The sequence below is a fragment of the Pseudomonas sp. GW821-FHT07G06 genome, from assembly GCF_058986625.1.
Window position 1 is genome coordinate 142,056 of record NZ_JBYSVW010000011.1, and the last position, 25,556, is coordinate 167,611.

20 protein-coding genes are annotated in these 25,556 nt (G+C 59.1%); 10 read left to right on the forward strand and 10 right to left on the reverse strand.

All coding sequences use genetic code 11. From position 1 onward, the window contains the following. Entirely contained in the window at positions 1-942 is a 942-nt protein-coding gene (locus AC3WJW_RS19490; RefSeq protein WP_493727036.1) for a LysR family transcriptional regulator, read from the forward strand. Positions 943-948: 6 nt separating this feature from the next. On the opposite strand, the gene AC3WJW_RS19495 is transcribed toward AC3WJW_RS19490, so the two are convergent. Together AC3WJW_RS19495 and AC3WJW_RS19500 are read right to left on the reverse strand one after the other, a co-directional pair. Further along, positions 949-1,479, reverse strand: coding sequence for a DUF1003 domain-containing protein (locus tag AC3WJW_RS19495; protein ID WP_493727037.1), 531 nt, complete (start codon positions 1,477-1,479; stop codon positions 949-951). 124 nt (positions 1,480-1,603) lie between these two features. Further along, a complete protein-coding gene (locus tag AC3WJW_RS19500) occupies positions 1,604-2,215 on the reverse strand; it encodes a TetR/AcrR family transcriptional regulator (protein ID WP_493727038.1) in 612 nt (203 codons plus the stop codon). Positions 2,216-2,429: 214 nt separating this feature from the next. Here AC3WJW_RS19500 and AC3WJW_RS19505 point away from each other — a divergent pair, with 214 nt between their 5' ends. Continuing rightward, positions 2,430-3,491, forward strand: coding sequence for an MBL fold metallo-hydrolase (locus tag AC3WJW_RS19505; protein ID WP_493727039.1), 1,062 nt, complete (start codon positions 2,430-2,432; stop codon positions 3,489-3,491). A gap of 142 nt (positions 3,492-3,633) precedes the next feature. Here the strand turns inward: AC3WJW_RS19505 and AC3WJW_RS19510 are convergent, their stop codons facing one another. Both AC3WJW_RS19510 and AC3WJW_RS19515 read right to left on the reverse strand, forming a co-directional pair. Next, complete coding sequence (locus AC3WJW_RS19510; RefSeq protein WP_007978167.1) at positions 3,634-3,951, reverse strand: helix-turn-helix domain-containing protein; 318 nt, start codon at positions 3,949-3,951, stop codon at positions 3,634-3,636. Between the two features lie 119 nt (positions 3,952-4,070). Then, positions 4,071-5,036, reverse strand: coding sequence for a hypothetical protein (locus tag AC3WJW_RS19515; RefSeq protein ID WP_493727040.1), 966 nt, complete (start codon positions 5,034-5,036; stop codon positions 4,071-4,073). 276 nt (positions 5,037-5,312) lie between these two features. Between AC3WJW_RS19515 and AC3WJW_RS19520 the strand changes: the two genes are divergently transcribed. Continuing rightward, positions 5,313-7,091, forward strand: coding sequence for a SulP family inorganic anion transporter (locus AC3WJW_RS19520; RefSeq protein WP_493727041.1), 1,779 nt, complete (start codon positions 5,313-5,315; stop codon positions 7,089-7,091). 220 nt (positions 7,092-7,311) lie between these two features. Here AC3WJW_RS19520 and AC3WJW_RS19525 read toward each other — a convergent pair whose 3' ends face one another. The 5 genes from AC3WJW_RS19525 to AC3WJW_RS19545 form a co-directional block, all read right to left on the reverse strand. After that, on the reverse strand, positions 7,312-8,070 hold the full coding sequence (locus tag AC3WJW_RS19525; protein WP_493727042.1) for an HNH endonuclease: 759 nt from the start codon (positions 8,068-8,070) through the stop codon (positions 7,312-7,314). 70 nt (positions 8,071-8,140) lie between these two features. After that, positions 8,141-8,674 (reverse strand): BRO-N domain-containing protein, encoded by a 534-nt coding sequence (locus AC3WJW_RS19530; RefSeq protein ID WP_493727043.1) that lies wholly within the window; start codon positions 8,672-8,674, stop codon positions 8,141-8,143. Between the two features lie 406 nt (positions 8,675-9,080). Continuing rightward, a complete protein-coding gene (locus AC3WJW_RS19535) occupies positions 9,081-10,328 on the reverse strand; it encodes a ribonucleotide-diphosphate reductase subunit beta (protein WP_007978181.1) in 1,248 nt (415 codons plus the stop codon). A 527-nt stretch (positions 10,329-10,855) separates the two neighbouring features. Beyond that, positions 10,856-11,131 carry a hypothetical protein gene (locus tag AC3WJW_RS19540; RefSeq protein ID WP_493727044.1) on the reverse strand — a complete coding sequence of 92 codons (276 nt, stop codon included), beginning with the start codon at positions 11,129-11,131 and terminating at the stop codon, positions 10,856-10,858. Positions 11,132-11,320: 189 nt separating this feature from the next. Next, positions 11,321-11,584 carry a DUF2790 domain-containing protein gene (locus AC3WJW_RS19545; protein WP_429386284.1) on the reverse strand — a complete coding sequence of 88 codons (264 nt, stop codon included), beginning with the start codon at positions 11,582-11,584 and terminating at the stop codon, positions 11,321-11,323. A 696-nt stretch (positions 11,585-12,280) separates the two neighbouring features. Between AC3WJW_RS19545 and acs the strand changes: the two genes are divergently transcribed. From acs to argR, 7 genes are all read left to right on the forward strand, one after another. Continuing rightward, complete coding sequence (gene acs, locus AC3WJW_RS19550) at positions 12,281-14,236, forward strand: acetate--CoA ligase (protein ID WP_493727045.1); 1,956 nt, start codon at positions 12,281-12,283, stop codon at positions 14,234-14,236. 674 nt (positions 14,237-14,910) lie between these two features. Beyond that, the gene (locus AC3WJW_RS19555; protein ID WP_493727046.1) at positions 14,911-15,687 is read left to right on the forward strand and encodes an ABC transporter substrate-binding protein; all 777 of its coding nucleotides are present in this window, start codon (positions 14,911-14,913) and stop codon (positions 15,685-15,687) included. 91 nt (positions 15,688-15,778) lie between these two features. Continuing rightward, positions 15,779-16,468, forward strand: a complete 690-nt coding sequence (locus tag AC3WJW_RS19560; protein WP_047532379.1) for an ABC transporter permease — start codon at positions 15,779-15,781, stop codon at positions 16,466-16,468. Further along, positions 16,465-17,163, forward strand: a complete 699-nt coding sequence (locus AC3WJW_RS19565; RefSeq protein ID WP_007971009.1) for an ABC transporter permease — start codon at positions 16,465-16,467, stop codon at positions 17,161-17,163. Before AC3WJW_RS19560 ends, AC3WJW_RS19565 begins: the two co-directional genes overlap by 4 nt. A 1-nt stretch (position 17,164) precedes the next feature. Continuing rightward, the gene (locus AC3WJW_RS19570; protein ID WP_493727047.1) at positions 17,165-18,277 is read left to right on the forward strand and encodes a M14 family metallopeptidase; all 1,113 of its coding nucleotides are present in this window, start codon (positions 17,165-17,167) and stop codon (positions 18,275-18,277) included. 27 nt (positions 18,278-18,304) lie between these two features. Continuing rightward, a complete protein-coding gene (locus tag AC3WJW_RS19575) occupies positions 18,305-19,069 on the forward strand; it encodes an ABC transporter ATP-binding protein (protein ID WP_007971015.1) in 765 nt (254 codons plus the stop codon). 272 nt (positions 19,070-19,341) lie between these two features. Continuing rightward, positions 19,342-20,334, forward strand: a complete 993-nt coding sequence (gene argR / locus AC3WJW_RS19580; protein ID WP_015096503.1) for a transcriptional regulator ArgR — start codon at positions 19,342-19,344, stop codon at positions 20,332-20,334. 7 nt (positions 20,335-20,341) lie between these two features. Here the strand turns inward: argR and AC3WJW_RS19585 are convergent, their stop codons facing one another. Continuing rightward, complete coding sequence (locus tag AC3WJW_RS19585) at positions 20,342-25,273, reverse strand: dermonecrotic toxin domain-containing protein (protein ID WP_493727048.1); 4,932 nt, start codon at positions 25,271-25,273, stop codon at positions 20,342-20,344. Between the last annotated feature and the right edge of the window lie 283 nt (positions 25,274-25,556).

The window sequence follows — 25,556 nt, forward strand, 5'->3', positions numbered from 1 at the left end:
TTGTTGATTCCTGAGGCCCACTATAGATTGGCGTTCACGCACTCCATATTGGCGTTTTCCCAAGTGATCAATGCAGCCGCGCACTATCGACTGGACTACCCGGACCTGGCCCTGATCCTCGCATTGGTGCGCGGCGGCTCTCTGGCCCGGGCCGCGCAGCTGTTGAGGGTGGACGTCTCGACGGTGTTTCGAGCGGTGCGCCGGCTGGAGGCTGCGCTGGGTCAGCAATTGTTCGAAAAAAGCCGCGCCGGTTACCTGCCCACCACCCTGGCGCAGTCACTGGCCGAGCAGGCCGAGCGCGCTGAACAGGCGCTGGAGGCGGCGCGCATCGGTGTGGAGCAGGGGGGTGAAGTGATCAGCGGCATCGTGCGCCTGACCTGTACCGATTCGGTCTTGCAAGGTTTGCTGTTGCCGGCGCTGGCGCAGTTCATGCCGAACTATCCGGCGCTGACGCTCGAACTCAGCACCTCCAATGATTTTGCCAACCTCAGCCGCCGGGATGCCGATATCGCCCTGCGCCTGACCCGCACGCCACCGGAGCACCTGGTGGGACGGCGACTGGCGGATATTGCCTACCGCGTGTGCGCCAGTGAGCGATACCTGCAATCGGTCAACACCACAGACCTGGCCTCATTGACCTGGATCGCCCCGGATGACTTCCTGCCGGATCACCCGACCGTGACCTGGCGTCGCCAGGCCTTGCCGGGCGTAACGCCGGGTTACCGTTGCAACAGCATGCTGTCGGTTACCGAGCTGGTCAGGGCGGGGTTGGGTGTCGCGGCGTTGCCGGACTTCTTGATCGGCGAGGGATTACGTCCGTTGGGCGAGCCCTTGCACGGATACGACACCGCGCTGTGGCTGCTGACCCGTCCCGACTGCCGGGCCTTGCGCTCGGTGGTCACCTTGTTCGATGAGCTGGGGCGGGCGCTGAAACTGCCGTGAAACCGTTCAGGCCTGTGGCTCATCCTTGCGCACGAAGTGTTGATGCATTTCCGAAGTCAGGTTTTCGATGCGCTCGGTGAGGGCCTTGGTCATCTCGGTGAGGCGGGTGTTCTGTTCGAGCAGTTCCAGCAGTTGCGCGGTGTTTTTCGCGGCTTCTGCCTGCCGCTCACTGTTGGCGGTCGCCAGCGCTTCGCGGTGCTGCGCATCGGCATCGGATTGGGCCTTGTCCCGCGCGGCCTGACGCGTCTGGGCCAACAGGATCAAAGGCGCGGCATAGGCCGATTGCAGGCTGAACGCCAGGTTGAGCAGGATGAACGGGTACGCATCGAAGTGGGTGACACCGAACAGGTTGAGGCACACCCAGACCACCACGATCAGCGTTTGGGCGCCGAGAAAGGTCGGGGTCCCGAAGAACCGCGCAAAGGCTTCGGCGCGCAGGGCGAACTTGTCATTGCCAAAGGTCGGCGCCAGATGAGCGTGATGGCGATGGAAACGCAGGTGATCGACGGGGGCGGCGGTTTCGTGGCTGGTGGTCATGATGGGCTCTGTCTGGCGCTGGGACTGAAGCTCACTATAGCCTCAGCGCCGGTTTCATTCTGAAACACATGTGCCATTCAAATCAGAGCCATCCATCCTTCGACATCGCCGTTGACCTTGTCATTTATTGCAACTGATAGCAGGCCAGAAACATGTCCAGCGCGGACTCGGCCACCTGGTGTTGTTCTTCCGACGACAAGCCAGGCTTGCCCATGGAAATCTGCGGCCAGAAGGCAAACGACTTGAGCAGCCCCTGCACCTGCTGTGCGGCAAAATCAGGGGCAATGGCTTTCAACCGACCGTCGGCCTGTGCGGCCCGAATCCATACCGTCAGCCCTTCTTCGCGTTCGCCCATGCGCGCCACCATATCCTGCGCCCGCTCCGGGGAATGAATGGTCGCCGCTATCGCCACCCGGGCCAGATCGAGAAAGTTGTCATCGCCCAACATTTGCAGCTTGGCCATCAGCAATAGGCGCAGTTGGTCGCGCAATGGCAGGTCGGGACGGTAGGCCGTTTCCTGTTCTGCCGTCACCCGGATCCATAACTGATTGAGGATTTCGGCGAACAACTCTTCCTTGCTGGGAAAGTGGTTGTACACCGTGCGCTTCGACACACCGGCAGTGGCCGCAATCCTGTCCATGCTGGTGATCTCGAACCCGTTGTCACGGAACTCGTTGATCGCCGCTTGAATGATCGCTTGGCGTTTTCGGTCGGTGAGGCGCTGTGGAGCTGTCATAAGTACGCTTCGGCAGGAAGAAATGGGAAATTACACTCAGCAGTTTACTTGTCGCCGACTTTGATGCAACCTAGAAACTACACTGTGCAGTGTAATGTTTTGTTAATCCTGCCCGGTAAAAATAGAAAGTCCGGCTGATGCGTGCGTGCCTTGGCCATTTATCGTCCCAAAACGGAGAATCGCGTCAAACGCGGTTTTTCTGGAGTCATTAGTCATGGCCAATTCAAACTCCCCGGCGGACAACGCCTCCACACCTGAAGCGTCCCGACAGGCTCAAGGCCAGTATCAGAACTTCACGCCGGTTCAACGTTTAAGCTTTGGCAAAACCATGGGCATCCTGTGGAACGCGCTGTTCCACAAACCGCAAAACACCCGCCCGAGCGCCCCCGTCCCGGTGCAAGCCCTGACGCAAGCCGCGCTGATCGCAGCGCCGAATCACAGCGTCTATCGCCTGGGCCACTCCACGGTGCTGCTCAAACTGCGCGACAAATTCTGGATCACCGACCCGGTCTTCGCCGAGCGCGCCTCGCCCGTGCAATGGGCCGGCCCCAAGCGTTTCCACCAGCCACCGATCAGCCTGGAAGCATTGCCGCCGATCGAAGCGGTGATCCTGTCCCACGACCACTACGATCACCTGGACCATCAGGCCGTGCTCAAGCTCGCGGACAAAACCAAACACTTCCTGGCCCCGCTGGGCGTAGGCGACACCCTGATCAAGTGGGGCATCGACCCCAGCAAAGTCCGCCAACTGGACTGGTGGCAAGGCACGGAAGTCGAGGGCATCCAGTTCATCGCCACCCCGTCGCAACACTTCTCCGGCCGTGGCCTGTTCGACAGCAACAGCACCCTCTGGGCCTCGTGGGTGATGATCGACGGTGACACGCGCATTTTCTTCAGCGGCGACAGCGGTTACTTCGACGGCTTCAAACGCATCGGCGAACAGTACGGCCCATTCGACCTGACCCTGATGGAAACCGGCGCCTACAACGTCGACTGGCCGCACGTGCACATGCAACCCGAACAAACCCTGCAAGCCCACCTCGACCTCAAGGGCCGCTGGCTGTTGCCGATCCACAACGGCACCTTCGACCTGTCGATGCACGCCTGGTACGAACCCTTCGACCGAATCCTGGCCCTGGCCTGGGAACGCAATGTATCGATCACCACACCGCAGATGGGAGAGGCGTTCAATTTGATGCATCCGCAGCGGGGTGGGGCGTGGTGGCTGGCGGTGGAAGGGGAGAGTGAGCGGGTGGTGGTGCAGAACGCCCTGTAGGAGCGAGCTTGCTCCGGGCGGCGATCCGACGATGGACTCAAGGACACCGCGTTTATCCAGGATTTGCGCGTTATCGTTAACGTCCATCGCGAGCAGGCTCGCTCCTACAGGGGGGGCATTTATGGTCAAGCGGGGAGTTGGCTCACTCGACCATCGCAAAATCCGCCCGCCCAACCGGATTCGGCGTCGACCCTTTCACATTCATCCCTCGACCCGGCGCAAACCCGGGGAAGAACACCAACCCTTCCGATTCGAACCGATAGGCCAGCGCCAGGCGCGTGACATCCAGCACCTCCTGGCGTGCCTCGAAGCGTTGAATGGCCTCCACCGAGACTCGGGACTCGCGCGACAACTCTTCCACACTCCAGCCCAGCATCGCTCGGGCCTGGGCGCAGTGGGCCGGGGTGAATTGGAAGAGGGCGATACGTTCCAGGGTGATTTTCATCGCTTGAGAGGCCATGGTGTTCTCCGGGCTCGAGAGTGTTGGTCAAAATATACTGTGTTTTTGTACAGTTGTTTTGAGCCCGGATCAAACGCAATTTTTGATTATTCTTTTCAGGCAGACGAACGGCACTGCACTTATTTGTCCGCCAACCCTGGCGCTTCCCGCACGATAAAGTGATCCAGATTCTCGATGTTGGCGCTGAACACCCCGAACGTCTGCTCGGGGTTTTTCTTGCTCGGCACCTGCTTCAGCTCAGGCGTCACGCCATAAAAGAAGCAGTACAATTCCCGCCCGCTCTCGATGGCATGCTTGATCTCCTCGAGGAACGCCTTGCGCTTGCGGTAGCTGTCGATGAGCTTTTTGCTCAGGTAGACATTGACCGAGTAAGGCCTCTTTTCGAACCAGACCTTCTTCTCGAAATCGATGCGAAAACTCTGGGTGTAGTCCTTGATCTCCTTGACCTTGCCCCAGTAAATCAGCCCCTTGTTGTCTTGCAGATACTCGATCTTCTTGAAAAACGACCCGTAAGGCGCGGTGTGCTCGCCAATCTTCAGCGGCACGCGCTTGAGCAAATCCTTGTCGCCGAAGTTCGATACGAAACACTCCACCGGATGGGCGAAGACGCTGGTCTTGTCCGGGGCCGATTCCCTGCCCGGCTGCTCGACGTTGCTTGCCACCAAAGGCGTTGGCGACTCATCCCGCACCCCGTCCGCCGCGACCTTCGGGCTGGACGGCTTACGCACATACTCACGCCGAGTCAGTAACAATTCCAACGGGAAATGTTCCTCGCGGCTGTCATCCGTTTCCGCCTCATCCACACCCGACGCCGGCGTCTTCAGGCTGGCATAAGGGCAGCCCTCGACATGCCGCGTACTCGGCAGGTTCTTGAAGTGCGGGGTGCGCACGTAATTCACATTCTTCGCGTTGAACGTGCCCAGCTCATTGGCCGCATCGAACGCCAGACGACAGGCATCGTTGGGGCACTGGAAGTGTTCCCGGGCGGAGTCGAAATCCATCGTCTCGTCGAAATTCAGATCCCGAACGTCGTAGATCGACAACTTGTCGTTGAGGCTGAGGCAGTAGGCGAGGTCGAATTTCATGTCGGCTTCCAAATCCTTTAGGTGAACAGCTTCCAGTGATGGCGCATTCGAAGCAATAGCTACACTGAGATCACTTCCATATCACCGAGCCTGCACAACCCATCAACGAGGGAATGCTCCCTTGTAGGAGCGAGCTTGCTCGCGATGGTCGTTAACGATGCAGCGTGTTTACTGACTAAACGCGGCGCTCTTGAGTCCATCGTCGGAACGCCGCCCGGAGCAAGCTCGCTCCTACAAAATTTTAAATGAACAGCATTACATCAACGAGGGCGATTCATGAGCCATCCAGATACTTCGCCCCCTCTCCCGGAGCCAGGCCGGATAGCCCGCCGGGATGAACAGACCGGTTGGCGCCGCTGGCTGCCGGGATTGAGCGTGCTGCGCGAGTACCAATGGGCATGGTTGCGTTACGACATCGTCGCCGGCCTGGTGCTGACCACGATGCTGGTGCCCGTCGGTATTGCCTACGCGGTGGCATCGGGCGTGCCCGGCATTTATGGCCTCTACGCGACCATCGTTCCGCTGCTGTTCTATGCCCTGTTCGGCCCCAGCCGGATTCTGGTGATGGGGCCGGACTCCTCCCTGGTGGCCGTCATCCTGGCCGTCATCATTCCACTCTCCGGCGGCGACCCGCAGCGTGCCGTCGCCCTGGCGGGGATGATGGCGATCGTCTCGGGAGCGGTGTGCATCCTGGCCGGTATGGCGCGCCTGGGTTTTATCACCGAGCTGCTGTCCAAGCCGATCCGCTACGGCTACATGAACGGCATCGCACTGACCGTATTGATCAGCCAGTTGCCCAAGCTGTTCGGTTTTTCCATTGAGTCCGACGGCCCATTGAGAAACATAGGAGCCATCGTCTCGGCGCTGATGGAAGGAAAGGTCAACTGGACCACCTTCACCGTAGGCGGGCTCACCCTAGCGGTGATCCTGCTACTCAAACGATGGCCGCGACTGCCGGGCATCCTGATCGCCGTGGTCGGCGCGACGGTCGCCGTGGGTGCCCTCGACCTGGCGACACGCGCCGGAGTGTCGGTCCTCGGTTCGCTCCCCCAAGGCTTGCCCGGATTCGCCATCCCCTGGATCACCACCGCCGACATCGTCCCGGTGGTGATCGGCGGGTGCGCCGTCGCACTCGTCTCGTTCGCCGACACCAGCGTGCTCTCCCGTGTCTATGCGGCGCGGACCCGAACCTACGTCAACCCGAACCAGGAAATGATGGGCCTCGGCATCGCCAACCTCGCGGCCGGATTTTTCCAGGGCTTCCCGATCAGCAGCAGCTCGTCACGCACGCCCGTGGCCGAAGCCGCCGGCGCCAAAACCCAAATGACCGGCGTCGTCGGCGCACTCGCGGTTGCCTTGCTGCTGGTGGTAGCACCGGACCTGCTGCAACACCTGCCGTCCAGCGCCCTGGCGGCCGTCGTGATCGCCTCGGCCATCGGCCTGATCGAAATCACCGACCTGCGCCGGATCTATCGCATCCAGCGCTGGGAATGCTGGCTATCGATTGTCTGCACCGTCGGCGTGGCCGTGTTCGGCGCGATCGAGGGCATCGGCCTGGCCATCGTGATCGCGATCATCGAATTCCTCTGGGACGCCTGGCGCCCGTACTCCGCCGTATTGGGCCGCGCCGACGGGGTCAAGGGCTACCACGACATCAAACGCTACCCCGACGCACACCTGATCCCCGGCCTGGTCCTGTTTCGCTGGGATGCGCCCTTGTTCTTCGCCAACGCCGAACAGTTCAACGACCGCGTGCTGGACGCCGTCGCGGCATCCCCCACACCCGTGCGCTGGCTGGTGGTCGCCGCAGAGCCGGTCACCAGCGTCGACGTGACCTCCGCCGACATGCTCGCCGAACTGGACGACACCCTGCACGCGGCGGGAATCGAGTTGTGCATTGCCGAGATGAAGGATCCGGTGAAGGACAAGCTGAAGCGGTTTGGGTTGTTTGCGAGGTTGGGGGAGACGGCGTTTTTTCCTACGATTGGGACGGCGGTGGATAGTTATGTGGCGAATTATCGGGTGGACTGGATGGAAGGGGAGGTGGATCGATGAGCCGGGCTGGCTTGCGGTGTGCGCCGCGATTTCGCAAGACCAGCGCAGTAACTAAGTCAGACACTAACCTTGTGGCGAGGGGGCTTGCCCCCGTTGGGCTGCGAAGCGGCCCCAAAACCCGCAAATATGATGTATCAGGTAAACCGCGTTGTCTGATTTCGCGACTGCTACGCGGCCGAACGGGAGCAAGCTTCCTCGCCACGGGTTTTGCTTTGCTCGCTTATTCGGGTCTCAACCGTTTCACCTTTGTATAAAGCGAAGCTGTGAACTCCTCTCGGTCACTCGAATGATGACAACGACGATGGCAGTTCGGACACAGTGCTACGGTATTGCTCCGACGATCTGTGCCTTGTTGTACCAAGTGCTTAACGTGGTGAACCTCAAGATAAGGTGTCCCATCCTTTTCAAACGGAGCAGGTTGGCCACAACCCTCACAGATACCTTTTGCGTTCGCTAAAATCCACTTTTTGATTTTTGATGTCCGAACAAAAGACTTGGTGATGCTGACCATTTGTTGAGGGATCAAAACGCCTTCCGGTTCACTCACCAAGTCCTGTTTTTTAACTCGCTTAACTACTCGAATTGGAGCTTCATCATCAGCAATAGGCGTATCGGTATTGCGCGTCAAAATCCCTTTGGATTGAAGAATCCTGTTGAGGCGCGCGGTTATTCCTGAGCCAAGATGTTCCTTAGGCTTGTAAGCGGACATTGTCTTCAAGCCAAGTTCGTTGAACAAGGCGGAAATATTCTTTAGGCGGTAATCGATGGAGTTGTAGTTGCGACCTGGGAGCACGCTGGCTTGTAAAATCCTGTATTCCGAAGCTTTACTGAATTTTTCATCGTTTGGGTATCGCGCCTGAATTGCGAGATACGCGTCGACCGAAGCTGCCAATTCGTCATCAGTCCAGCCATTATCTTCTTTTTCCGTATCCATAAAACCGCCGAGGGTTGAAACCCTCGGACGATACTGAGTGGCCACTACGACTGTCTAGGAAAATTCCTACACAAAACAGGGGCGATTCTAGCAAGAGATCCTACAAACACGTTACCTAGCCCATTGATTGCTTCGACAACTGAAACACCCGCGCAACCTTCCGCCACCAAGGTTTAGCTGCCGGCATCCGCCATTGCGTGTGATCGAGCAGCAGATACGGCATGTCCCGCAGCCGAATCCAGCCTTCATCCTGCCAGTGCAGCAGGCTCAGTGACATCTCCGGCCAGTCCAACAGACTCAGCATCGGCCGATCCGAATTGTCCGACTGCTCCGCATCACGTAAGGCCGGCACCACTTGATGGGTGATCCACTCACGCAGCAAGCGATTTCCTGGTGCGTAGTGATAGACCAGCAGCGCATAGACACCGGACTCACTGAGCATCAGCTGTTTTTCCGCTTGCCGGTAATACTCAATCCACAACGGGCGGTGTTGGTCTTTGTCCAGTTTGTTGACCATGCGCTCACTCAGATGGAAACCCATCAAGCGGCCTATATCGCGGGCGCAGAACCACGGTTGGTTTTCCAGGAGGAGAGCATGGAGAGGGAGATTGTGGCGGGTGAAGACTGTTACAGGAAAGAGATCAGACATGGCCAATCTCCATGGTTCGGAGAGTGACGAGAAGGTTGTGTTCAGGCATATCCATTACCTCTACGTTTGGACTTTTGCGGGCCTGACCCCAACGTAGAGTGGACATAAGAAGCTCCAACGAGCAAAAGCCTCACACAGCCGTCCGATCAATCACCAAGGGTGACTGCTCGTCTGTGTAATTGGCTAGCTTTCTACGTTGGGCGTTTCTTAGGCACCTGCAGTAGAGCTTAGGGCCGCATGGAATGGCCCTCAATACAGATGGTGCTGGAATACATGTAGGAGGTTTAACTACTACTGAGATTGCGAGTAAGAGTTTTCCTACCCCACAAAAAAGCCCCGATCAGATCGGGGCTTTCAGATGTTCGATTTGTCGATTCAAGTCGTCAAATCGCGGCTAGCTTGGGAATTAATCCCAGCTAAGCGCCCCACCAGTCTGATACTCAATAACCCGAGTCTCAAAGAAATTCTTCTCTTTCTTCAAGTCCATAATCTCGCTCATCCAAGGGAACGGGTTAGTGGTCCCTGGGTACTCTTCCTTCAAACCAATCTGGCTCAAACGACGGTTAGCGATGAACTTCAGGTAGTCCTCCATCATCGCCGCATTCATGCCCAACACCCCGCGAGGCATGGTATCCCGCGCGTATTCGATCTCCAGCTGAGTGCCCTGCAGAATCATCTGCGAAGCTTCTTCCTTCATCTCGGCATCCCACAAGTGCGGGTTTTCGATTTTGATCTGGTTGATCACGTCGATGCCGAAGTTAAGGTGCATGGATTCGTCGCGCAGGATGTATTGGAACTGCTCGGCGACGCCGGTCATTTTGTTGCGGCGGCCCATGGAGAGGATCTGGGTGAAGCCGCAGTAGAAGAAGATGCCTTCCAGGACGCAGTAGTAGGCGATCAGGTTGCGCAGCAGTTCTTTGTCGGTTTCGACGGTGCCGGTTTCGAACTTCGGATCGGAGATCGAGCGGGTGTATTTCAGGCCCCAGGTGGCTTTTTTCGCGACCGATGGGATCTCGTGGTACATGTTGAAGATTTCGCCTTCATCCATGGCCAGCGATTCGATGCAGTACTGGTAGGCGTGGGTGTGGATCGCCTCTTCGAAGGCCTGGCGCAGGATGTACTGGCGGCATTCCGGGTTGGTGATCAGGCGGTACACGGCCAGGACCAGGTTGTTGGCAACCAGGGAGTCGGCGGTGGAGAAGAAGCCGAGGTTGCGCATCACGATGCGGCGTTCGTCGTCGGTCAGGCCTTCCGGGTTTTTCCAGAGGGCGATGTCGGCGGTCATGTTGACTTCTTGCGGCATCCAGTGGTTTGCGCAGCCGTCCAGGTATTTCTGCCAGGCCCAGTCGTACTTGAAGGGTACGAGTTGGTTGAGGTCGGCGCGGCAGTTGATCATGCGCTTTTCGTCAACGGCGACACGGGCGGAGGCGCCTTCGAGTTCGGCGAGGCCTTCGGCGACGTCGAGGGAATCCAGGGCGGCTTTGGCGCGGGCAACGGCGGCGGAGTCAGCGGCGGTCACGGCACGGGCTTCCAGGGCGGCGGCACCGCCGGCGCTGTCGAGACGGTCCATGTTGGCTTCGGTGGCGTGGCCAGCGTTGGCGCTCTTGACTGCTACTTCCGTGTCTTCTTTGTCGAATTCGTCCCAGCTCAGCATGACGTGTCGTCTCCTGCGTGAGGGCCAGAGTGCCCGTGTGAAAATGGATAGGTTGGTTTTTCACACGGCCTTACTGGCCGCGTTGGATCTAAAGGAATCGTTTTTTGCAGCAGCTATACGCAGGCATCAAACAGAATTTTGTACGGGGTTCCGAGAGCCACTGATGGGCGCAGCAAGCGGCAAGCGCCTGTGCGGGGCTTCAGACTGGCTTTTCATCCCTGTAAGGGGATATTGCAGGCCCGTTTAAGGCCGCATTATAGGGAAGTTTTGCGTGCTGTGGTGCGGCGAAATGGCTCACGGATCGGTCGACAGGGGCCGTATTTCGGTCGGAGCGAGGGTTTACAGGGCTTTGAACGGTTTTGGCGGGGGAAGATTTTTTTTCTTAATTTTTTGCCCTGGATTATTTTTGTTCAAGAAATAACCAAAATTGGCATTTTTTACTACATCTTGTGTTTCGGTGGGGTTTTCTCAGGCTCCAGACACAACTAAGCCCGACCGAAGTCGGGCTGTGAAGTCACGCGGGTGGATCAGCTCAGGCGACCTGCACCGACGTGGTCGGCACCATCGGCGGCGAGGCGGGCGGCACCGATGTGGTCAGCGCCGTCGGAAGCCAGTTTGCCGGCACCTACATGGTCAGCGCCATCAGCGGCAAAAGAGGCTGAACCGGTGTGGTCGTAGCCGTCGGAAGCGACAGCCGCTTCAGTGGTGTAGGCGGCCGAGTTGGTGCGGTCGTAACCATCGGCGGCGAAGGTGTTGGCAGCCAGAACGGAGAGGGTCAGGGCGAGGATCAGTTGGGTTTTCATGGTCAGTGCTCCGGATTCGTGGGCGTTGTTTGTCTTGGGTTGAATTGGATACTACGCCGATAAATTCGATTAAAAAGCGCAAATAAATGCTTAAAATAATCGATTTAATCGATCATCAAGGTTCGGCGCTTCATCTGCCTGATCGTGGCGGGTGGGTCGAACCTTATTGGGGGAGGGGGGAAGCAGGGATCAGCCGTTAGAGCAACCGTTGCCCATCGCGCTGTAACGCAGGATATGTCGTTGACCGTTGGAATCTTCGTATTCCATTTTCATGGGGACAACTTCACAAACATTCGGTGCTTCGCTCATCGAGATCACTTTGGCGATGTCCAGATTCATCGAGTAAGTGTATTCCTCAATAGGCGGTTGTTGCTGCGCGACATCAGTCGGGACCTCGCTTGCCATGGCAGTTACGCACACGCTGCCGAGGGCCAGAACCAATAAAGCTTTCATTTGAGTTTTACCTTTCTAAGGTCGAGAGGGGGCACGCAATCCTTTTGAGATTGCGTGTGGAGCTTCAGTACCTGGGTGTTTGATTAACTGCCTTCGTGGGGGCTGTAACTTGGTTAATCAGGTTGCCTTGTTGGCGTGGCAGATTTTAGGGGTGACGGATACGTTCATATAGACGTGGTTTTGATAAACACCTTTGACAGATCCTGTAACAATCCCTGAATAGCCTCTTCTTTTGTAGGAGCGAGCCTGCTCGCGATGAGCCAGAGAGCACCACGGGGTGTCAGATTGGGCGCGTTATCGTTGACGACCATCGCGAGCGAGCTCGCTCCCACAGGTGCCGCTTTTGTAGGAGCGAGCCTGCTCGCGATGAGCCAGAGAGCACCGCGGGGTGTCAGATTGGGCGCGTTATCGTTGACGACCATCGCGAGCGAGCTCGCTCCTACAGGTACCGCTTTTGTAGGAACGAGCCTGCTCGCGATGAGCCAGAGAGCACCGTGGGGTGTCAGATTGGGCGCGTTATCGTTGACGACCATCGCGAGCAGGCTCGCTCCCACAGGTGCCGCGGTGGTATTGGGTTTGACGGGTATTCACGACATTTTGTGTGGGCTTGTTACTACCATCGTCGAATGGTTCTATAGGCCCGGCCCGGCTACAACAGGGTCATACAAAAACAACTATTCCACCGAGGTAAGAAAGATGAGTGCGGCTTCCCTGTATCCCGTTCGTCCCGAGGTTCTGGCCAACACCCTGACCGACGAGGCGACCTACAAGGCCATGTACCAGCAGTCGGTCGTCAACCCCGACGGCTTCTGGCGCGAGCAAGCCAAGCGCCTCGACTGGATCAAGCCGTTCACCACGGTGAAGCAGACCTCCTTCGACGATCACCATGTCGACATCAAGTGGTTCGCCGACGGCACCCTGAACGTGTCCTACAACTGCCTGGACCGTCATCTGGCCGAACGCGGCGATCAGGTCGCGATCATCTGGGAGGGCGATGACCCTGCCGAAAGCCGCAACATCACTTACCGCGAGCTGCACGAGCAGGTCTGCAAGTTCGCCAACGCCCTGCGCGGCCAGGACGTGCACCGCGGCGACGTGGTGACGATTTACATGCCGATGATCCCCGAAGCCGTGGTCGCCATGCTGGCCTGTACCCGGATCGGCGCGATTCACTCGGTGGTGTTCGGCGGCTTCTCGCCGGAAGCCCTGGCCGGTCGCATCATCGACTGCCGCTCGAAAGTGGTGATCACCGCCGACGAAGGCATTCGTGCCGGCAAGAAGATCCCGCTCAAGGCCAACGTCGACGACGCGCTGACCAACCCGGAAACCAGCAGCATCCAGAAAGTCATCGTGTGCAAGCGCACCGGTGGCGAGATCAAGTGGAACCAGCATCGCGACATCTGGTTCGAGGACCTGATGAAAGTGGCCGGCACCGTGTGCGCGCCGAAAGAGATGGGCGCCGAAGAGGCGCTGTTCATCCTCTACACTTCGGGCTCCACCGGCAAGCCGAAGGGCGTGCAGCACACCACCGGCGGCTACCTGCTGTACGCGGCCATGACTCACGAACGCGTGTTCGACTACCGCCCGGGCGAAATCTACTGGTGCACCGCCGACGTCGGCTGGGTCACCGGCCACAGTTACATCGTCTACGGCCCGCTGGCCAACGGCGCGACCACCCTGCTGTTCGAAGGCGTGCCGAACTACCCGGACATCACCCGGGTGGCGAAGATCGTCGACAAGCACCAGGTCAACATCCTCTACACCGCACCGACCGCGATCCGCGCCATGATGGCCTCGGGCACCGCCGCGGTAGAAGGCGCCGATGGCAGCAGCCTGCGTCTGCTCGGCTCGGTGGGCGAGCCGATCAACCCGGAAGCCTGGGACTGGTACTACAAGAACGTCGGCAAGTCCCGTTGCCCGATCGTCGACACCTGGTGGCAGACCGAAACCGGCGGCAACATGATGAGCCCGCTGCCGGGCGCTCATGCGCTCAAGCCGGGTTCGGCGGCACGTCCGTTCTTCGGCGTGGTGCCGGCCCTGGTGGACAACCTGGGCAACATCATCGAAGGCGAGGCCGAGGGCAACCTGGTGATTCTCGATTCGTGGCCGGGCCAGGCGCGTACGCTGTATGGTGACCACGACCGCTTCGTCGACACCTACTTCAAGACCTTCCGTGGCATGTACTTCACCGGTGACGGCGCCCGTCGCGATGCCGATGGCTACTACTGGATCACCGGTCGCGTGGACGACGTGCTCAACGTCTCCGGCCACCGCATGGGCACCGCCGAGATCGAAAGCGCGATGGTCGCGCACCCGAAAGTCGCCGAAGCGGCGGTGGTCGGTGTGCCGCACGACATCAAGGGACAGGGCATTTATGTCTACGTCACCCTGAAAAACGGCGAGGAGCCGAACGAGCAGCTGCGCCTGGAACTGAAAAACTGGGTGCGCAAGGAGATCGGGCCGATTGCTTCGCCGGATGTGATCCAGTGGGCGCCGGGGCTGCCGAAGACTCGTTCGGGCAAGATCATGCGGCGGATTCTGCGCAAGATTGCCACGGCGGAATACGATGGGTTGGGGGATATTTCCACCCTGGCGGATCCGAGTGTGGTGCAGCATTTGATTGATACGCACAAGACGATGAATGTTGCTTAAGTAGCGTTCGGCGTCATCCAAAGCCCCGCCCGGCATTGCGCCTGGCGGGGTTTTTTTGTGGGTAAAAGTCAAAAGATCGCAGCCTTCGGCAGCTCCTGCAGGGATTGTGTCCAGTCACACACGGTGGCGGGCGGAACCGTATCCCCTGTAGGAGCTGCCGAAGGCTGCGATCTTTTGATGTTGATTTTCAACCAATAATTATCGGCTTCATGTAGGCACCATCCTACTGTTACCTGCGACCCTTCCGGTTACTGAATGTGTAACCGCTCGCTCCGATACGGGGCGATGGGAAACGCCAAGTGCCGTATCAGCGCCTGTTAACCACCCTTCAGAAATAAGACATCACGCTGCGCTTGCCGGATTAGAAGGGTTTGCCAATAATAGGCCCGCAATTTGCAATATAGATCGGTTCAATGTCTTTTGCTCTTGCATGATTTTGCAGGGCTGTCAACGTGCTAAAACGACTTTCTCGGTGCTTCTGTAATTAGTTGTCGCATTGAAGAAATATCGGCCTCGGGCCTGTCGTTAGAATGCCGATCACTCGCTCGTCGTTGCCCGTGTTGAATTTAAACACCGGCTTCCCAGGACGCAGCACTGCTTTCTGGTTCCACTCATTCGCATATTGGGCTGTTGCTCACTCTGCCGTTTTTGCCCTTTACCGATGGAGTCCCAAGATGAAGAAACTCGTGCTGCTTGGCGCCCTGGCACTGTCCGTGCTGTCGCTGCCATCCTTCGCCGATGAAAAGCCTCTGAAAATTGGTATCGAAGCGGCTTACCCTCCGTTCGCTTCCAAAGCACCGGACGGCAGCATCGTTGGTTTCGACTACGACATCGGCAACGCCTTGTGCGAAGAGATGAAGGTCAAGTGCGTGTGGGTCGAGCAAGAGTTCGACGGCCTGATCCCGGCACTGAAAGTGCGCAAGATCGACGCGATCCTGTCGTCCATGTCGATCACTGAAGATCGCAAGAAGTCCGTGGACTTCACCAACAAGTACTACAACACCCCGGCTCGCCTGGTCATGAAGGCCGGCACCCAGGTCAGCGACGGCCTGACCGAGCTCAAGGGCAAGAACATCGGCGTGCAGCGTGGTTCGATCCACGAGCGTTTCGCCCGCGAAGTCCTGGCCCCGCTGGGTGCCGAGATCAAGCCTTACGGTTCGCAGAACGAAATTTACCTCGACGTGGCCGCCGGCCGCCTCGACGGCACCGTGGCAGACGCTACGCTTCTGGATGACGGCTTCCTGAAAACCGACGCCGGTAATGGTTTCGCCTTCGTCGGCCCTGCGTTCACCGACGTCAAATACTTCGGCGACGGCGTAGGCATCGCGGTGCGCAAGGGCGACAAGGCCGAGCTGGACAAGCTCAACGCCGCCATCGCCGCCATTCGCGAGAACGGCAAGTACAAGCAAATCCAGGACAAATACTTCGCCTTCGATATCTACGGCAAGTAACACGCCCCGGCGACAAGTCCGAAATGGCGCAAGCAGCAGGATCTCTGAGGTTTGCGCCATTTTTTCATCCCAACTTTCGAGGACCTGAATCATGTTGAAAGGCTACGGGGCTGTCATCCTCGATGGCGCTTGGCTGACGCTTCAGCTCGCCTTGTCGTCCATGGCCCTGGCCATCGTTCTGGGCCTGATCGGCGTGGCACTGCGTCTGTCGCCGGTGCGCTGGCTGGCCTGGCTGGGCGACCTGTATTCCACGGTGATCCGCGGTATTCCCGACCTGGTGCTGATCCTGCTGATTTTCTACGGCGGCCAGGACTTGCTCAACCGCGTCGCACCGCTGCTCGGTTTTGACGAGTACATCGACTTGAATCCGTTGGCCGCCGGTATCGGCACCCTGGGTTTCATCTTCGGTGCGTACCTGTCGGAAACCTTCCGTGGCGCGTTCATGGCGATCCCCAAGGGTCAGGCCGAAGCCGGCATGGCCTACGGCATGAGCAGTTTCCAGGTGTTCTTCCGGGTGTTGGTGCCACAGATGATTCGCCTGGCGATTCCGGGCTTCACCAACAACTGGCTGGTATTGACCAAGGCCACCGCGCTGATTTCGGTGGTGGGTCTGCAGGACATGATGTTCAAGGCCAAGCAGGCGGCCGATGCCACCCGCGAGCCTTTCACCTTCTTCCTCGCAGTGGCGGCGATGTACCTGGTGATCACCAGTGTGTCGTTGCTGGCATTGCGTCACCTTGAGAAGCGCTACTCGGTAGGCGTAAGGGCGGCTGATCTATGATCTTCGACTACAACGTCATTTGGGAGGCCTTGCCGCTGTATTTCGGCGGCCTGGTGACCACCCTCAAACTGCTCGCGCTGTCGCTGTTCTTCGGCTTGCTGTGCGCATTGCCGCTGGGCCTGATGCGCGTCTCGAAGAACTCGGTGGTCAACATGTCCGCCTGGCTCTATACCTACGTGATCCGCGGCACACCGATGCTGGTGCAGCTGTTTTTGATCTACTACGGTCTGGCGCAGTTCGAAGCGGTGCGTGAAAGCTTCCTCTGGCCGTGGCTGTCCAGCGCAACGTTCTGTGCGTGCCTGGCGTTCGCGATCAACACCAGCGCCTACACCGCCGAGATCATCGCCGGCAGCCTGCGCGCCACGCCAAACGGCGAGATCGAAGCGGCCAAGGCCATGGGCATGTCGCGCTTCAAGATGTACAAACGCATCCTGCTGCCGTCGGCCCTGCGCCGGGCGCTGCCGCAGTACAGCAACGAAGTGATCATGATGCTGCAGACCACCAGTCTGGCGTCCATCGTGACCCTGATCGACATCACCGGTGCCGCGCGCACGGTCAACGCCCAGTTCTACCTGCCGTTCGAGGCCTACATCACCGCCGGCGTGTTCTATCTGTGCCTGACCTTCATCCTGGTGAAGCTGTTCAAGATGGCCGAGCGCCGCTGGCTGGGCTACCTGGCCCCGCGGAAGCACTGATATGGAACGCATCGATCATGCTTTGCCGTGGAGCCACCTGGGCAGCGAACGCCGGATTTCGGTGTTCCGCTTCGGTAGTGGCGAGCGCAAGGCCTATATCCAGGCCAGCCTGCATGCCGATGAGCTGCCGGGCATGCGCACTGCGTTCGAGCTGAAAAAACGTCTGGCCGAACTCGAGGCCCAGGGCTTGCTCAACGGTGTGGTCGAACTGGTGCCGGTGGCTAATCCACTGGGCCTGGGTCAACTGCTTCAGGGCAATCATCAAGGGCGTTTCGAGGCGGGCAGCGGCAAGAACTTCAACCGCGATTTCGTCGAGTTGAGCGCACCTGTTGCGGCTGCCTTGGCTGAAAGCCTGGGTGACGATCCGCACGCCAACATTCGCCTGATCCGTCAGGCGATGGTCGATCATCTGGCCGCTTTGCCAGAGGCGAGCAGCCAGTTGCAAGGCATGCAGCGCGTTCTGCTCAGCCACGCCTGCACCGCCGATGTGGTGCTGGATCTGCATTGCGATGCCGAAGCGGCGCTGCACATGTACGCCTTGCCGCAGCACTGGCCGCAGTGGCGTTCGCTGGCTGCGCACCTGAACGTGCGGGTCGGTTTGCTGGCGGAAGATTCCGGCGGCAGCTCGTTCGACGAAGCCTGTTCGTTGCCGTGGTTGCGCCTGTCGCGTCTGTTCCCGGAGGCGCAAATTCCGCTGGCCTGCCTGGCGACTACCATTGAATTGGGTGGTCAGGCCGACACCGGTCGCGCCGAAGCAGAGGCTTGTGCCGAAGGCATTCTGGCGTTCCTCGCCGAGCAAGGCCTGATCGGTGGTGAATGGCCGAAGCCTGCGCAAGACCCTTGCGAAGGCATGCCATTCGAAGGCACTGAATTGTTGTTCGCGCCGCACCCCGGTGTGGTGACGTTCCTGCGTAAGCCCGGTGAGTGGGTTGAAGCGGGTGACGAGATTTTTGAAGTGATCGATCCGTTGGCGGATCGGGTCAGCACGGTGTGTGCTGGTACGTCCGGGGTGCTGTTTGCCATTGAACGGCTGCGTTATGCCCAACCCGGTTTCTGGCTGGCCAAGGTGGCGGGGCGCGAAGCGCTGCGTCACGGGCGCTTGCTCAACGACTGACTGACTGTTTTTGTGAGAACCGACCGCATGTACAAACTTGAAGTCCAAGACCTGCATAAACGCTATGGCAGTCACGAAGTGCTCAAGGGCGTGTCCCTGAAAGCGGCAGCCGGCGATGTGATCAGCATCATCGGCTCCAGTGGCTCCGGCAAAAGTACCTTCCTGCGCTGCATCAACCTGCTGGAGCAGCCGCACGCGGGCAAGATCCTGCTCAACAACGAAGAGTTGAAGTTGGTGGCGAACAAGGACGGCGCGTTGAAGGCCGCCGACCCGAAACAGCTGCAACGCATGCGTTCGCGCCTGTCGATGGTGTTCCAGCATTTCAACCTGTGGTCGCACATGACCGCGCTGGAAAACATCATGGAAGCGCCGGTGCACGTGCTCGGCGTGTCCAAGGCCGAAGCCCGGGAAAAAGCCGAGCACTACCTGAACAAGGTCGGCGTGGCCCATCGCAAAGACGCTTACCCGGGCCACATGTCCGGCGGCGAGCAGCAGCGCGTGGCGATTGCCCGTGCACTGGCGATGGAACCTGAGGTGATGCTGTTCGACGAACCGACCTCGGCCCTCGACCCGGAGCTGGTGGGCGACGTGTTGAAAGTCATGCAGGCCCTGGCCCAGGAAGGCCGGACCATGGTGGTGGTGACCCACGAAATGGGCTTCGCCCGTGAAGTGTCGAACCAGCTGGTGTTCCTGCACAAAGGTGTGGTCGAAGAAAGCGGCAACCCGCGCGAAGTGCTGGTCAATCCGCAATCGGAGCGTCTGCAGCAGTTCCTCTCGGGCAGCCTGAAGTAAATCGAACTCCCGTTGTGCACCTGAATAGTGCATGCTTCGCCGTTTAGAGGCTGGCCCCGATCCCGTGTGTAGGAGCTGTCGAGTGAAACGAGGCTGCGATCTTTTGATCTGAAAAACCAAGATCAAAAGATCGCAGCCTTCGGCAGCTCCTACAAGGTGGGGTGGCAGGCGGCTCCTGTGTTTGATCTCTGTTGGTTTCGAGATTTGCGTTCATTTACGGGCTAGCATTGGCCCATGCCTTCATCTCTGTTCTTCGCTTCGGATTGCCCACCATGACTGCCCATCGAATTGGTTTCCTGATTTGGCCCAGCACTAAAGCACTGACGCTTGCGCTGGCTGAGGAGGCCTTGCGTGTTGCCCAGCGTGTGCATCCGGACGTGGTTTACGAGCTGTCGTTCCTGCAGGCTGAAGCCATTACAGAAGCCGCGGCCGACAGCGCCTGGCAATTGCCGGGTGAGGCATGGACCGGCAAGCTGGAAAACTTCCAGAAACTGTTCCTGCTCGCTGACGAGCCACCGACCGCACTGGCGCCGGCGCTCAGCAGTGCGCTCAAACAGCTGGTGCGCTCCGGTTGCGTGATCGGCGGTCTGTCGGCCGGTGTGTACCCGTTGGCGCAACTCGGTTTGCTCGACGGTTATCGCGCGGCCGTGCATTGGCGCTGGCAGGATGATTTCGCCGAGCGATTCCCCAAGGTCATCGCCACCAGCCACCTGTTCGACTGGGATCGCGATCGCCTGACCGCGTGCGGCGGCATGTCGGTGCTCGACCTGTTGCTGGCCGTGTTGGCCCGCGACCATGGTGCGGAGCTGGCGGGTGCGGTCTCCGAAGAGCTGGTGGTCGAGCGCATCCGCGAGGGCGGCGAGCGCCAGCGTATCCCGTTGCAGAATCGTCTCGGCTCCAGCCATCCGAAGCTCACGCAAGCCGTGTTGCTGATGGAAGCCAACATCGAAGAGCCGCTGACCACCGACGAAATCGCCCAGCACGTGTGCGTGTCCCGTCGGCAGCTGGAGCGGATCTTCAAGCAATACCTCAACCGTGTGCCGAGCCAGTACTACCTGGAACTGCGCCTGAACAAGGCCCGGCAGATGTTGATGCAAACCAGCAAGTCGATCATCCAGATCGGCCTGTCCTGTGGCTTCTCCTCGGGGCCGCATTTCTCCAGCGCCTATCGCAACTTCTTCGGTGCCACGCCGCGGGAAGATCGCAACCAGCGGCGCAGCAGCAGCCCGTTCGAGTTGTCGTCGGTGCCGCCGGAACGCGGTTAGCCAGTACTCAGTCTTCGATGTCGGAGTCGGGCGCCCCATCCACCTGTATGTCGGCTATGTCGTCGATACCCAGATCATTCTCGGTTGCGCGAAAGTATGCAGCGATGCGTTGCAAGCTTTGCGCATTGAACGGGTTGCCGCTGAATTCAAAGCTTTCTCCGACACCCGAGTCCACCTCCATGATTTCGGGCGGCATCTCGGTAATGGCGTTGAAGCTCAGGTCGACGTCGGTCCAGGTCGTGATGCTCAGCACTCCCTTGGGGATTTCAGTGATGCCCGTGTGGCTCAAGTCCAGTGAGGATATTTCTGTCATATGGCTAAGGTCAGGGCTTGGGCCGAGTGGATTGTCCCGCAGGCTCAAGTAGTCAAGGTGCTCCATCCCTGCCAGGGCCTCTACGGTTTCCGGAGTCAGCGTAATGCCGCACTCCGACAAGCTCAGCACCGACAACCTGCCCATTCTGAAGATGGCTTCGGGAAGGTTGCCCAGTTGGTATCCCCGTACGGTCAGGGATTCCAGGTTGGCAAAACTGTCCAGGAACCGGCCAAGTCCAGGTGCAATGCCATGGGCGGTCGTCAGGTACATTTCGGGCACATGACTGAAGTCGGCTGACAGCGTCGGCAGGTCACCCATGATGGCCAGGTGTGAGACGAATCCGTACTCACTCACGGTCATGCTTTCAATGGGGATCTGGCGCCAGCAGCGTTCCAGGTTTTGCTTGAACTCGTCTCTTTTGACGTGCTCGGCAAACATCTCCTCGGCCGTCAGCGGGGCGCCAGTAACGGAATGGGTCTCGGGCACATCGGCCGTCCACCGGCTCAGTTCGGTACCGAGTCGGGTGAGTTCGAGCTCGCGACGGGTCAACTCGGCTCGACCCTCTGCGAGTGTGCCGGGTAAGCGATAGATAAAGTCGCTGGCTTCTTCGTTGTCCAGATTTGGGTAGAGGGCTTTGGCGCGATCGATATCGACCTGTTCGGCATAGACTCCAACGTTCTTTTCGGTTCGCTGGTAGTGAAGCTTGATGTGTTCCCGGGTGGTCGAGGACAGGGGGTTGTTGCCAAAATCAAAACGCTCGGTGATTTCGTCGGGCAGGTCGAAGAGGGCTGTGGGCAATTCGGTGATCTGGTTGTCGTTGAAAATGGCGGTTCGAATGCTCGGGTGATTCACCAGACCGTCGGGAATGCGCGTAATTCCGGTACTGGAAAGATCGACGTAGTTCAGCTTCGGCATGTTTGCGAGGGAAGGGCACACACCGAGCGGGTTTTTGTACAGGTCGAGCGCGTTCAATTGGTTCAGGGCAGAAAGGGTGGCGAGACTCTGTTCTGTGAGGGTTACGGCGCAGTCGCTGAGGATGAGTGTGTCGAGTTGGGGCCATTTGGCAATGGCGTCCGGCAACTGCCTCAGTTCGAAGTTGCGTAGCGCCAGACGGTTGAGCCCGGAAAACCCCTTCAAAAAATCATTCACGCCACGGGTGGCACGGTGACCTTCAAGCGCCACGCTGCGCACCTGAGGGAAATCGACGCTCAGCTTTGGCAACTCGCCAAAAACCGGCTGGGAAAATACAAAGGAGACCGGTTCGCCCTGGGCGCTGTCGTAGGTGGCCTGACGCCGCCAGCAGTCGAGCAAACTGGCTATCAATTGCCGACGTGCATGCCGTTGACTGGCGAGCTGCTCGATGCTCAAGCGGGTTTGCGTACCCGGAACATACAGCGGGATCTCGTCGTGCCAGGCGCTCAATTGCTCAAACAATTGCGCGTGTTGATTAAACAGGCGCTGGAGTTCTGCGCGCGGTCCGCCGGGATGGCCTTGCAGTCGTGCGGCAAAGGCTTCCAGTTCCTCTGCGCTCAGATGGGGAAACAGCCGATAGATATGGCTTTGTAATGAAGGGGTATTGACCGGCATCCGGAGATAACCGTCGCCCCCGCCCAGCAAACGCATGACCGCCGGATCGTAGGCAGGCTTGAGGTTCGGCCGTTGCGCCAGCAGCGCACGCAATGTTTCGCGAGTGACGGCGTGGGTGCGAATCAGCTGCTTGAGCCTTTCGCCCTCACCTATGTTGAGGTTGAGGGCGATTCGCTCGCTGTCGGGCAGTGCCTGTAACAGGCTGGAATAGAGGGAGTCGGTGTCACTGAGCTGTTCACCGGCGGCATCGTAGGCCTGATAAGCCCCTTCATTGGTCAATACCAGCACCTTGCGCCCGGGCGCATCCAGTTCGCCAATACTGTCGATCAGCGGCCCGGTGTGGGTGTATTGGCGGATTTCCAGGCGCAGTTGTCCCGACCAGCCAGGCAAGCGTTCCAGGGTGTGCAACGCCAGGCGATCGGTGTCGAGATGGTTGCGCGTCGAGTACAGGTCGAGCCCTTCATAGGCACGAGTGACGCGCACTTGCAGGCCGGCCTCCTGTGCCAGTTCCGTGAGGCGTTTGGACAATGTTCCACGTTCCAGTTGCTCGCGTTCCGCGGCACTGGCGCTGTCGAGCAGTGCTTCGGCAAGGCTGGTTGGCAAACCGGGTTCGCTGTCGATAATGCGCTGGACCAAGGGGCGCGCACCTTGTTCGATTTTGCGGTAGCGCTGGCTGAAGAGGATTTCCCGTTTGTCGGCGGCAAGCGTTGTCAGGTAGCGGCGCACTGAGCTTGCGTCGGTGCTGTCGAGGTGTTGCAACAGGGTGTTGATCAGGTCGCCATCGTCCAGTTGCGCTAGGTTGATCTGCACCACGACCTGGTTGCCCGTGCCGCGCTCCCAGAGGGTTTCTCCTGTTGCGTCGATCAGTCGCAGCCCCTTGTCCGCTGGCCAGCTACCGTAGTCGCAGAGCAGTTCCAGTTGCATCAGCGGATCAGCCTTCCGGTAATCGTCCGCACGATTGCTGCCGATTTGATCAATGAAGATCTGCAGGTCCTGATCGATCGTGAAGCGTTTGAGGGTGTCGGCCAGCAGCGGCGGCAGTTGTTCGGCGTCGACATGCATCTTGCGCAAGGCGTTTTCGTGACAGCCACTGATGCTTAGGATGCGCTCGCGTTCGCTCGCGGAAAAACGCAGCATGTCCGGGCCGATACGTCGCAGCAGGGTGTCCCGGTCCCAGGTCAGTGGCTGCTCGAGTTCGGTGTGCCAGGCGCCTTTTCCGTTGTGCCTCAGGGTGGGTTGATAAGCTTCGGGACGCGTGGGGTGCTGGATGCGGTGGCGCCCGGTCAACGGATCTTCGGTCACGGAGTAACGGCTGTTGTCCAGTGTCAGCAGGGTTTTGCCTTGATGGGTGTGCAGTCCCATCGAGTCGGGTTTCGCGTCGTTGGGGATCGCGACGGTTTGTTCGTAAGGCGTCAGGTCGGGCTGCCAATAGCGGGTTTCGCCATTGGGGCGTTTCACGGCGTTGAAGCGGTCGATGAATTGCACGGCTTCCCGGGGCAGGACCGCGCGAAATTCGCTGACGGCGATCATGCCGCCTGCCGCGAAAGTGCCCAGTTGCACTGCCGATTCAACCATCCCCATGAAATGCTCGAACGCTTCGTTCGTCAGGCCTTCTGCCCAGTCGACAACACCTTCGAAGGTTTCATCCAGCAGTTGATAGGCCGTGTAAGCCAGCATCAGTTCGCCAAGGAACGGGACGAACGGCAACGCGATGAAGGCTGCGATGTTCAGCAGCGCCGAGGCGATTTCCGTGAAGGAGTCCCATAACGCCCATCGGGCCTTGCGGTCGACCGTGGCCGTCGACACTGCGATCACGCGCGCGTCATTGAGGATCTTGTCGAGTTTGCGTTGATAGAGATGGACCCACAGGTCACTTCTGATCGGCGTTGCTGCCATTTGCAGGTCGGGACGCTGGTTAGGGGTTTGTCTCCAGGTCGGCCGTGGATCGCCGGGTGGGACCGGTTGCCAGGTGATGGGGTCGAGACGATTGTTCAGCTCGGCGAAGAAGTAACCGCGGTCTTCATGATTGATGAAACGACTGAAAAACTGTTGATAGTCGGGTGCCCGCAGGCGCTGGCTCAATTCCTTGGCGAATGCCGCCGATGAGGGGTATTGCTTGATGGGGTGTTCGGGGTCGTCAGGAATGTAGACCACTACCCGGACCGCTTCGCGGGCGCGTTCCAGTTCCGGGGCGAACAGCACGATGCCGGTCAGGCGGGCATTCATGATCGTCAGTTCATGGCATCGCCAGGATTGACCGTGTGCATCGGAGAGCAGGCGAAGAAGCGGCTGATGGACGTCGCTGGCCAGCAGGTTTTGCATCTGCGCCATCTGCAGGGCAGCGGTCAGTGCAGTTTTTTGGCTTTCGCGAATTTTCGCTTGCAGGATCGCCCTGGCCACCGGGTTGCTGATGCCAAGGTTGTCGTACAGGTACCTTTTATAGCGCTCGCCAATGTCGAGCTCGCGGCACAGCTGGGTGAACGCGGTGATGGGCATCTTCGCCAGAATCTGTGGCAGGGTGCTGAAGTGCCCGGTGGAAGAGGGCGCAGTGATGTAGGTCGAGGCGGGCTCAAAGGCGTCGGCTTCGGTTTCGGCGCTTTCGAAGTTGTGCAACGCGGCGTCCAGCAACGACACGGTCCAGGTGCGGGCGGCTCCGGACTTCAGGCGCAACCAGGGTATGTGTGCGGGAATGTAAAGGCGCAGAAAGATTTTGCTGACATCCGCTTCCAGGCCGAATCGTGTCTTGAGTGCGCCCTTGAGCATGGGTTCGGCGAAGGCTGCGGGGTCCAGCAGATTCGCCAGGGCCTGATCGACCCGGTTCTGGCTCACCGTCTGCAGGGTAATGAGTCGGTCGAGTTCGGCGTGCTGAGCTGCAGATGCATCCCTGATGGGGTTGGGCAACGCTGGCTTGATGTTGCGCAGCGCTTCACGCCTTCGTGGCGTGGTTTGGCGAAGCCAGGGCGGAATGACGTTCATCAGATGCTGGTAATGCGCGTCGGGCCTGAAAGTCTCAGGGATGTCGGGGTTTTCGGTGTTCATGGGGATAGGTCCACCATTGCTGTTGATAGACCGTCAGGAAAACCCGTAATCGAAGACGACGCGCGGTACATATCTACCGCCTTCATTGAATCGCCATGGGTTACGACACAGCGAGCTGCCGCAAACGCCCGCCGCCAGTTAAACTGCGCCTTTGCGACCCTATATGTCGCATTGCCGTAAACCCGGGAAAATCCGGGGTTTGCGCTATAAGAAGTTGTCGCTTGGCGGCAAGGCCGGGCTGAAAACTGTCCTTACAATCCCCCCATCGCTCGCCAGTTTCAGG